This is a genomic window from Enterococcus sp. E4-150, assembly GCF_035726465.1.
GTDB classification, from domain to species: domain Bacteria; phylum Bacillota; class Bacilli; order Lactobacillales; family Enterococcaceae; genus Enterococcus_B; species Enterococcus_B faecium.
Map to the genome: position 1 here is coordinate 21,026 of NZ_JAPRGK010000017.1, position 10,263 is coordinate 31,288.

The window sequence follows — 10,263 nt, forward strand, 5'->3', positions numbered from 1 at the left end:
GCAAAGTTTTAAATCTACTATCAAATAAGGTAGAATAATAGAAAAAGATAGCAGGAGGAATGACGATGAATCCTTTTAAAGGAAAGCAATTTCAGCAGGATGTGATTATTGTAGCCGTGGGCTACTATCTTCGTTATAACCTTAGCTATCGTGAAGTTCAAGAAATCTTATATGATCGTGGCATTAACGTTTCTCATACGACGATTTATCGTTGGGTGCAAGAATATGGCAAACTACTCTATCAAATTTGGAAAAAGAAAAATAAAAAATCCTTTTATTCATGGAAAATGGATGAAACGTACATCAAAATTAAAGGAAAATGGCATTATTTGTATCGAGCCATCGATGCAGATGGTTTAACCTTGGATATTTGGTTACGTAAAAAACGGGACACACAAGCAGCCTATGCTTTTCTTAAGCGGTTAATGAAGCAGTTTGATGAACCGAAGGTTGTAGTCACAGATAAAGCCCCCTCTATTACAAGTGCCTTTAAGAAACTAAAAGAATACGGCTTTTATCAAGGGACAGAACATCGTACCATTAAATACCTGAATAATTTGATTGAACAAGACCATCGTCCAGTAAAGAGACGCAATAAATTCTATCGAAGTTTACGCACTGCCTCTACCACGATTAAAGGCATGGAAGCCATTCGAGGATTATATAAGAAAACCCGAAAAGAAGGCACTCTCTTCGGGTTTTCGGTCTGTACTGAAATCAAGGTATTATTGGGAATCCCAGCTTAAATCATAGATACCGTAAGGGATTTTATTCTTTATTTAAAACTTTGCAACAGAACCATAAATTATAAATATGATCATTGGAAATATTACTGTTAAACTTTTTTGCTAATTCGAAATTGTATTGTACTGTTTGATTTTCAAGAAGAGCATAGTTTTGAAATAAATAGCTAATATGATTTCTTCGTAGACGTTGTATATCATGTTTAGAAACTTTCTTTTCAAAATAGAATAAGTTACCGGTATATTGTTTATCTATTAGGCTTAAATTATTTAACAGAGTAGTTTTTCCACTACCACTTTTTCCTGTTACTATAATAAAATCTTTTTCTGATATTGAAAAGTTCCAATTTTGTTTGATCTTTTTTTTATTAATTGACAGGGTGAAATTCTCAACTGATAATATCATAAAATATTCTCCTTAAAATATTTAAAACTATTTTTTTTATAAATAATAATAGAAGTAATTAGATTTATTAAAAAGATCATAAAAATTATAAAATACAAGTAAGTGTTTTTTGAAAATATCAATTGAAAACACATAGTAGCAAATAACTCTATTGTAAAAGGGAGTAAACATAAATCTAAAACTTGACTTATTGGTGAATATCCAAATATTTTTTTTAAAGCTATTTTTTTTGAATTTATAGTAAAACTAACAAAAATCATTTGAAAATTAATTATTATAAATAATCCTAATATTAAAAGATATTGTAGATATGCATTTAATTTATTTACTTTTTTTTGAGATAATAATTCACCAGTTTCTTGAAAAACAGAATAAGAAAAATTTATGATATTTTCTAGGTTAAATTCTTTTATATACGGATTAATTTGATTAAAAAAGTTTTGGTTTGAAGTATGTTTCTGATCAAAAAATAATCCACCATCACTAGTCAATATATTTCCCCAAAATAATGATTCTGTTATTTCTGGATTAATAACTCTAACTATGGGATCAGTTATTGTATAGTTATCTTTTGCCTTTCCATATAAGGTATTAAAACTAAAATACTTTTGGTTATTATTAACAAATATTAGTTTTATTTTTAAATTTTTCAAATTAGGAGTTTTATAAGGAGCTTGAGGAGGAGAGTCTTCAAGTCTAAACTGTATGTCTTCTAAATAATTTTTTTCAATCATTTTTGCATATTCTTTATATTTTTTAGGTACTAGAATGTAAGTAGTTAGTGGATCAGAGTTTATTAAATTTAAGTCAGTAGATTCTTCAAAAGAAATAGGATTGTAATATTTTAGATAGTTTAAATCAACACATATTCCTGCACCAGCAGGTTGACTAACATAGTCTTCAAAATTTGGATAAACTTTTTGTCCAATAAAAAATTCTTTATTATTCTCTTGGATAGTTGCGTAATTGTATGGCGCGATAATAAAAGTTTTATAATTCTTCTGTATTTTATAAACAAATTTACTAGCTTTTTTCAAGTAGTTATTTTCTTCTACGGTGTTGTTTCTATTTAATTGATTAGTAATATTTGTTTTATATAAATTAGTAGTTCTTTCCCAATATTTAAGAGAATTATTTTCGGCTTCATTATGGGTATTTATTACTTTTGTAGAAGCTATTAACAGAAGGATCATGCTTAAGAATAGACAGATATTTAATATACAAAGATTTAACTTAAGTGGTCGTGAATTTTTTAGATAATTTTTTATACTAGATAAATGATAGATACTTAGAGTAACTATGATAAATAAAAAACTAATTATAAAATGAAAAATACTACATAGAAGAAATGATAGGAAAAAATTTTCGTTACTGTAATATATGCTCAAAAAAATAGATAAAATGAAAGTTATAATCAAAGAACAAAATAAGAGGTTTAACTCTTTAATAGAATCTTTTATAGTATCAAAAGAGTTATAGCCTAACATTTTTTTTAGAGTGATTTCTTTCATTTTTGAAAAAGCAAATATAATTGTAGTAATTACAATAAATATACTAAGATAGCAGATAACAAGAACAATATTAGTATTAATTTGAAAAGTATCTGATTGATTGATATTGGAAATAGTAGGTGTTCCATATTTTTTCAGTACAGGAATTAATTTGTTTGAGTTTCCTTGTACATATAATATTTCACTTAATCCAATATTTTCCACATGAGAAAAAGGATAAATATTTATATTTAAAAAATTATTTGGAAGTTTTAATTGGTACTTAGAATTTTTGTTATTAGTATAATGGACTTTAGAATCGTTTCTTGCTAATATATTTTTTTTAGAAAATTTCCAGTGTTTGTTAGCGTTAGGGTTTGTAGCAAGAATAGTTAGTTGGTTAACAGCAGTAAAACTATATTGAGAAATATTAATATTTTCTTGTGTAGATATTTCATACAAAGCGTTTATATAACTGTTAAAGTCCATATCATCTTTATATTGCATATGAATTTCAGCGGTATTTTTATATAGCGCTTCAGAAGTCTTTATACCATTTATAACATTAGTAGAAAAGAATAGTATTGTAATGCAGACAAAAAGTGATAAAACAGCGTTTATTTTTTTTAACATATTTTGAATTTCCTTTCAAATGTAAATAAAAAAGAGAGTTTAAATTCTCTTTTTTAATAAACATTCCACCAACCAGTATTTCCAGTAAGTGTGGCATTGCATGTTGCATAAGCTCTTACTCCAGCTTTCTGAACTGATCGTACTTGACCGCCTCGTCCATTTTTAGCTGTTGCACTATGTTTAGCTCTAGCATGGTAGTAATTTGCATAAACTTTAAATCCATTAACCCCACAGTTGAAATCTCCGCCGCCAGCAGCATATCTCAATTTACTAGAAGAAAATCCTTCTTCTGTAGCTTCCATTCCTCCTCCGTAAATGGCGGTATGGTCTTCGGGTACATCTAGATTTAAAGCTTCTGTAGCACTAACTATTCCTCCACTAGTTAATAAGACACCCATTAAAGCAGAAAGACATAAAAATTTTTTCATAACTTATTTCTCCTATCTTTTTTACTAGAATTATTTTATTTTAGTGTGTTTTATAAAATAAAGAACTTTTTTGGCGCGTTAGTATTTTTATGATAAAATTTTATGTAAATAATCGTTTACATAGGAGAAAAAATGGAGGATTTAGGATCTAAGCTAAGAGAATTAAGAGTGAAAAAAGGGTATACTCAAGAATATGTGGCAAGAAAATTTAATGTTACACGTCAAACTATTTCAAAGTGGGAAAATAACAAAACAACACCAGATATAGAGACACTAAAAAAAATTTGTGAATTTTATAGTACTAACATAAATTCTATTTTAAATGAAGATAATTTAAAAAATAAACAAAATAATTTACTGGTATTGACAGCTATTATTTTTAATATATTTGTTACTATATTAGGTTTATTTGAATTGATTCAAATGAATTTTTTTAGCTTTACACACGGAATATTTACTTGGTTTGCTCTATCTGGATTAATAGTAATAGATATCTTAAATTATTTTTATATTTACTATTCTTATTTAAAAAATGAAAAATTTTTTTATACAATGTTTTTTCCCCTAGTGATTTTGATTATTTTATTAAGCTAATATGAAGTAGTTAGTTATTTAATTGCATAGTTGACATAATGTATAGTATGCCAAGTAGCGCCTCTACCAATGGATAGAGACGCTCACTTTGTGATTTTTAATTGGTCTAGCTAAAAGCAACTTTCTAAAGCTTGATTTTTCGCGGTTATCTATATCTAATTCTTTGTGCATTTTTATCTGTCATTTTTTAAAGACTTGTTATTTTTGAGAGGATTTGATATGCTTTTTTTGTCCTTCTCTAGTTCTTCATTTTGTAATATTTTTATGTTGATGAATAGGATAATCTCATTTTGGGCTGCTCGTTAGAGCAGTCTTTTTTTGTTTTCCATAAATAATTTCTCTTTTTACTTCCACAGTTTCCACCACTTTTTTTCAATAGGTGGTGGTGTATCGTTTATTATTTCTTCAGTAACAGTAGTTGATTCATTTTCCAAAGTTTTTTCCGTATAAGTCAATTGTAGTTGTTCCTGCAGTTTTTCAATTTGTTGGTTAGCTTGTAGGGCGAGTTGTTGTTGTTGGTCGAGTAACTTTTGCATTTGTTTTATTTGAGTATCTTTTTCTTGGAGCTGTATATCTTTTTGATTTAACTGTTTTTCTAGGAAAGAAAGGAGTTTTAATTCGGAAACTTGGTTGGTGTTTTTATGGTTTTCGATTTTTGATTTTTCGCCAACTAGTTGTTGATTTGAGTTTGCGTTATTGGTGAAAAACATTGATTTTATAGCTTTTTGTCCGGTTTCGTTAATCACAAACTTGTTTCCGATTTTTGCAAACCAAAGTTTTCGATTTTTGTCAGAAACTTTTTTGTTAATTGCTGTTTTACTAACTCCTAATTCTTCCGCAAGTTCTTTGATTGTTTTATCTGCCATAAATACTCCTTATATTTAATCGAATAAGTTTTGTAAATTCCCTATTAAATCTTGTTTGAGCTCCTTTGAAAGTTCTCGTTTTTCTGTCTCTTCTTTTTCAGTTTGTTGTTGCTTTTTAAAGTCAGCTTCATGAGTACCTAACGGAAGTTTTAATATTCGATCTTTAGCGCGCCATTTTTCTTCTTGTGTTAATTCTCCATTATGTTCAATATTAAATAATTTTATACGTAAATCTTCTTGTTTTCCTTTTGAAAAATCGTCAGCATGGTTGATTTCAGCTTTCCAAGTAAAACGATAACCAATAACAGGTTTACCTCGACCTTTGCCATATTTTTTACGAATAGTTAATCCTTTAAATAGTGGAGTTAGTTCTTCTTTTATTGGTTTGAGTACAAACTGATTTATATTTGTTTGTCTATAGCTTTTAGGAATATCTAATAGCTCTAAAAAATCTTCCTTAGAAAATTCAGCCCATCCTTGAGTTCGGTATTGTTTTAGCAATCTAAACATTGTTTTAGCATAACTGCTATTTAAATCTCGAAATTCTGTTAAAGAGAAACGTACCCAGCTTTCTAGATTATTAAGTAAAGGCAAAGCTTTTTCGTGGACTTTTATATCTACATAAGGGTTATCGACTTCTCCATGAATTTCAAAATCAGTAAACATTGTAAATCGTTCTATGGTTAATCCACCATTGCTTTTTCTTCCGAAACGTAAATCCATCAAATGATCGTATGTTCTTGCCAAATCTTTTATAAAGACTTCTCCTGCAGTCTGCTTATACGCACTTAAATCTTTAAGTTGGCTGAAATAAAAGCGTATTTTTTGATTACCTTTATCGCGCATTCTAGAGACAATAGAAAAAAACAAGTTCATTTCTATTGGGGTAAATTTTCTTAAAGGAATGGTATTTAATTCTGGTTCATACTTTACGATTTCATTTGCCATTTATTTGTTACTCCAGTCTAAATGATTTTATTGACATAATTTTAGGACATATTATGTCTAAAAACAATACCTAAAACAGATAATTTCATGCCTATAAACAGATAATTTCATGCCTATAAACAGATAATTTCATGCCTATAAACAGATAATTTCATGCCTATAAAATTTTGTATCCCTTGGGGGAGTAAGGACACAGCCGACGGTAAAGAGGTTTAAAAAGAGGTTTAAAAAAAGATTATAAAAGAGGGAGACAAAATTTCCCACCTAAAAAAACAATTCTTTTTTCTTTAAACAGGTTCGCGAACTTTTCTAAACTGCTAATTCAAAAACTCGCTCCCTACGGTCGCCAAAAAGGTGTGATCGCTACGCTCTCACATTATACCTGCGCAGTCGCCTCCGGCTCCTTTGCTAAAACCGTTGTTCAAAAAGGAGAGGGAAGGCTCTAAGAGCTTGTCTAAGCCGTTTTAAGACAGTCTTAGTATAAAAACCTTTATCTGAAGTTTAAAGCGCCTTACAGGCGGTCAGGGCAAGCCCTAACAACCCTAAAATAAGGGATACTTAAAAACACCACACAGATTTAATTTTTTAAGATATAATAACTTGTCGCCTATCCGACAGTCTTGCGACTGGAAGGAGGTGTATCTTATGATTACCCACTTTATTTGCGCCCTTCTTGTTGAGCTTCTAAACTCTTTATTTAGTTATTGGCTGAATAACCGAAACAAGAAGTAAAATCAACTAAGGCGATATCAGCTCACAAAAAAAGTCCTAGAGAATCCGACTTCTCTAGGACTTTCGTGTATCTTATGATTACCTATTTGCATATTTAGTTTAACATGAGTTTCAATCAAATTCAATTTTGCTGTTGCTGATCCAGCCATTCTTTGACACTTTCTAGATAATTTAATGCCGTTTCTTTTTTCGTTGGATTTTGTATGTTAGTTGCCTGTGGAAGCAAGATTTCATAGCGTTCATATGTGACTGATTGTTGTCGTTCTTTTCGTTCTTGTTCGCTAGTTGAAAAAGGGATTGTATCACTGAATAAGTCATAACACGCTTCTTCCGTTTGCGTATCTTTCACATATTGCACGTCTTTTTTTACTTGTTCATATTTTTCTTGGTACTCTTTTTGCTGTTTTTCTGGCAAATTCCGATAAAGTCGAGTGAGTGTTTCCATGTTTTTATCCGTCAAACGTTTTTCTTGATTCACAAAAATATCGTTCATTTCCTCATAATAAGCGGTAAATTTTTCTATTTTTTGCGTTAATGCTTGCTCTTTTTTCTTTTTATCACGTGCTGATTCATACTTTTGAGTGACATTTCCTAATAAAACACTTCTAGAAACGCGTTTATTACCCTCTAAAACACCGAATAAGCCGCTTAAAACGATTGATAAGGTAAATATAACCCCGAGTAATAAAAAACGCTTAAATCGAATTCTAGATACTTTTAATGAATATCTTGTTTGATAAGCCTTATAGCTACCTCCAATAATTCCTAAAATACTGGCAAAAATGAGTAGATAGGGTAAATAGAATGCCATGTCTTTTTATTCTCCCCATACCAACCAAAAGGCGAACAGTGTCATGATTAAGCAACATAAGGGGGCAAGAAAATCCAATGATCGTTGAATAAGCACCTTTTTCTGTTCCTTATTTCGCTGGTCTAATAGCTCTTGATGGAGTTTTTTAACTTGTAAATCAATCGTAGTTTGTATCCTTTCTTGCGTATAAGGAACGAGAAAAGCACGTTGTTTCTTTATTTCGTTTTCTATGTCTTTTAACGTTTTAGAGCGATAATTCTTGTTGGTGGTCTGTTCCTCTTTCAACGTGTTGTTCATGGTTTCTTCGAGCCGGTCTAATTTCCGGTTGTTCAGGCGTAAGAGTTCGTTGTTCTCTTCGTACTTCTTCTGCAGTTTCGCGAATGCTAGCTCGAGCTCTTCGTAGCTCGTTGGTTCGCTGTTGGTTATAGGTTCGTTCTCGTCTGTCCAGCTCATGTAAAATCGTCTCCTTTTCGTAGTCCTTTCCTAGTCTGTTGGATCGTACTTTTTTCTTTTTGTGGATCAATTCGTAAGTGAAATTTTTCCCGCGATTGAAGCAATGAATGCCGAATGTTTTGAGGGAATCACAAAATTGGTCATAGGTTCTGGTTTTCTTGTTTTTCATTGTTTGATCAATCGCAATCCGAATTTCGTCTTTCCAAACAGGTTCATTTTTTTCTTTTAATTTGATTTCAGCCATGGTTCGTTTTTCTTCTTTTTTTCCTCGTTCAGTGATACTTAAACCATGAGTTAAACAAATTTCGTCGTTGATATCGTAACACTTATCTAGGAATGCTTGACCATGTGCTTGAAACTTTTTTCCTGTTTCTAAATTGACCGAATTAATGACAATGTGATTGTGGATATGCTCTTTATCTGTGTGCGTGTAAATCGCGATTTGGTATTCTGGTGCGATTTTTTCAGCGTATTCTTTTCCTAGCTGGTTGGCTTTTTCGGCGGTAATTTCTCCTGGTCGAAAGGACTGAATCAATAAGTGTGCTTGTACATGATCGTCTTTTCCGTAAAGCATACGTATTTGTTTCATTTCACTTTTGGCATAATCAATGTCACAGTTTATTCCTGTTTTGACGGTTGCTCGTGGTTCTGCGTAATTGATTGCTCGGCTACAGGAAGTGGTTCGACTTACTTTAACTGTTGCCATATCTTTTGTAGCTCCTTTTGCATGATTTTTAGGTTTTCGGATAAGCGTTGGGCGTCGTCAGGAGCAACGTCGTGTTGGTGTGTATTGCACCACTTGGCAATTTGATTGATATTCCCTCCAGCTTTGGCTAAATCGCGTGCGATTGCCTGGGCAATATCTGGCGCCACTTTCGGTGTCACCAGACGCGCGTTTTGTGCCTTGGCTTTCACGAAAGCCGGCACACTCATTTGCAAAGCTTCAGCCGATTGCTTCAGCTTTGCAAATTCGGATTCGCTCACTCGAAAACTGATTTGTTTTGGCTCGGATCGATAGGTATATTTTTTAGAAGAATTGCTAGCCAAATTTTGATTTTGTTCGCTCATAAGTCCCACCCTTTCAGTACGTCCTACGGACGTATCGTTCGCAATATCATTGTACCTAAAAAGGTACAATGAGTAAAGCTCACTAAAAGGGTTTGGCAAGCTTTATATTTGCTAGCCAAATACCTCCGTATTTGGTGCAAATAACCGCTTGTCAAAGGGGCGCAAGCTCCCCCTTGAATCCCCCTCAAAACCCACGCTCCACAATACAAAAAAAGCTAGCAAATGCTAGCCACTTTTTGTAAAGTTTCGCTTATTTCACCGAAGATGAAATTGTTGCTTTGCAACAAAAAACATAAATGCTTTTTTGTGTAAACTACTAACTATTTAGCTAAAACTGATAGTTTTATTAAACATTCAGCAATATTTTTAGCCAATTTTTTATCAGACTTTCGGCGAGTCATTATGATAATATGTCCACTTTTTGTTACTTCTACCAAAAATCTAGCAATAACTCTCCCATTCTTCAGTTGATTTAGTTTCATAAGTCTTTTGTAATTGACGGTTTAATTTTTTTGGCAATTGCAAAGAATAAATAAGTCTATCATAAAATTTTTCATACTCTTTTTTCAATAAAATCACTTGGGTGCCTCCTTTTTATTAAGTGATTATTTAAATTTTGGGATAGGAGAGATGGAATATAAAATAAATACCCGTGGTGCTAGTTTTAAATCAGCTAGCATCACGGGTAAAAATTATAATTCTATAATATTAGTTCCATAGTTTAGAACATTTAAGTCATGTGTTACTAGTACAACGGCTTTTTTTTCTTTTTCTGTTAAATTTTTCAGAAAGTTCATTATAAAAGTTGAGTTTTCTTTATCTAAATTTCCTGTAGGTTCATCTGCAAATAATATATCAAATGGTTTTAACATATTTCTAATTAATGCTATTCTTTGTTGTTCTCCACCGCTTAAGAGAAAGATTTTTTCTTTTAAGATATCTTTTGGCAAAGAAAAATCTGTTAATAAATTATAAATATGATCATTGGAAATATTACTGTTAAACTTTTTTGCTAATTCGAAATTGTATTGTACTGTTTGATTTTCAAGAAGAGCATAGTTTTGAAATAAATAGCTAATATGATTTCTTCG

At 31.2% G+C, this 10,263-nt stretch carries 13 protein-coding genes; 2 read left to right on the plus strand and 11 right to left on the minus strand.

The window, feature by feature from the left end; all coding sequences use genetic code 11:
* The first annotated feature begins 65 nt into the window (after positions 1 to 65).
* Complete coding sequence (locus tag OZ002_RS11665; protein ID WP_325083378.1) at positions 66 to 746, plus strand: IS6-like element IS1216 family transposase; 681 nt, start codon at positions 66 to 68, stop codon at positions 744 to 746.
* Positions 747 to 768: 22 nt separating this feature from the next.
* Here OZ002_RS11665 and OZ002_RS11670 read toward each other — a convergent pair whose 3' ends face one another.
* Genes OZ002_RS11670 through OZ002_RS11680 form a run of 3 tightly spaced genes read right to left on the minus strand, consistent with a single transcriptional unit; the run spans position 769 to position 3,700 of the window.
* Complete coding sequence (locus OZ002_RS11670) at positions 769 to 1,149, minus strand: ATP-binding cassette domain-containing protein (RefSeq protein ID WP_325083380.1); 381 nt, start codon at positions 1,147 to 1,149, stop codon at positions 769 to 771.
* Positions 1,146 to 3,272, minus strand: coding sequence for a bacteriocin-associated integral membrane protein (locus tag OZ002_RS11675; RefSeq protein ID WP_010729228.1), 2,127 nt, complete (start codon positions 3,270 to 3,272; stop codon positions 1,146 to 1,148). The genes OZ002_RS11670 and OZ002_RS11675 overlap by 4 nt, the downstream gene beginning before the upstream one ends.
* A 53-nt stretch (positions 3,273 to 3,325) precedes the next feature.
* The gene (locus OZ002_RS11680; RefSeq protein ID WP_000713874.1) at positions 3,326 to 3,700 is read right to left on the minus strand and encodes a lactococcin 972 family bacteriocin; all 375 of its coding nucleotides are present in this window, start codon (positions 3,698 to 3,700) and stop codon (positions 3,326 to 3,328) included.
* Between the two features lie 132 nt (positions 3,701 to 3,832).
* On the opposite strand from OZ002_RS11680, the gene OZ002_RS11685 reads away from it, so the two are divergent.
* Complete coding sequence (locus OZ002_RS11685) at positions 3,833 to 4,294, plus strand: helix-turn-helix transcriptional regulator (RefSeq protein ID WP_010729227.1); 462 nt, start codon at positions 3,833 to 3,835, stop codon at positions 4,292 to 4,294.
* 344 nt (positions 4,295 to 4,638) lie between these two features.
* Here OZ002_RS11685 and OZ002_RS11690 read toward each other — a convergent pair whose 3' ends face one another.
* The 8 genes from OZ002_RS11690 to OZ002_RS11725 all read right to left on the minus strand — a co-directional run.
* A complete protein-coding gene (locus tag OZ002_RS11690) occupies positions 4,639 to 5,160 on the minus strand; it encodes a DUF536 domain-containing protein (protein WP_010729200.1) in 522 nt (173 codons plus the stop codon).
* Positions 5,161 to 5,175: 15 nt separating this feature from the next.
* On the minus strand, positions 5,176 to 6,108 hold the full coding sequence (locus tag OZ002_RS11695) for a replication initiation protein (protein ID WP_010729199.1): 933 nt from the start codon (positions 6,106 to 6,108) through the stop codon (positions 5,176 to 5,178).
* An 853-nt stretch (positions 6,109 to 6,961) separates the two neighbouring features.
* The gene (locus OZ002_RS11700; protein ID WP_010729192.1) at positions 6,962 to 7,651 is read right to left on the minus strand and encodes a hypothetical protein; all 690 of its coding nucleotides are present in this window, start codon (positions 7,649 to 7,651) and stop codon (positions 6,962 to 6,964) included.
* A 6-nt stretch (positions 7,652 to 7,657) separates the two neighbouring features.
* Positions 7,658 to 7,936, minus strand: a complete 279-nt coding sequence (locus OZ002_RS11705) for a hypothetical protein (protein WP_080116626.1) — start codon at positions 7,934 to 7,936, stop codon at positions 7,658 to 7,660.
* Complete coding sequence (locus OZ002_RS11710; RefSeq protein WP_010729193.1) at positions 7,896 to 8,810, minus strand: relaxase/mobilization nuclease domain-containing protein; 915 nt, start codon at positions 8,808 to 8,810, stop codon at positions 7,896 to 7,898. The genes OZ002_RS11705 and OZ002_RS11710 overlap by 41 nt, the downstream gene beginning before the upstream one ends.
* Entirely contained in the window at positions 8,792 to 9,172 is a 381-nt protein-coding gene (locus OZ002_RS11715; RefSeq protein WP_129150440.1) for a MobC family plasmid mobilization relaxosome protein, read from the minus strand. The genes OZ002_RS11710 and OZ002_RS11715 overlap by 19 nt, the downstream gene beginning before the upstream one ends.
* A 441-nt stretch (positions 9,173 to 9,613) precedes the next feature.
* Complete coding sequence (locus OZ002_RS11720) at positions 9,614 to 9,751, minus strand: hypothetical protein (protein WP_002303562.1); 138 nt, start codon at positions 9,749 to 9,751, stop codon at positions 9,614 to 9,616.
* Positions 9,752 to 9,864: 113 nt separating this feature from the next.
* Positions 9,865 to 10,263 (minus strand): ATP-binding cassette domain-containing protein (locus OZ002_RS11725; protein WP_325083385.1); only part of this gene is annotated, 399 nt, incomplete at its 5' end.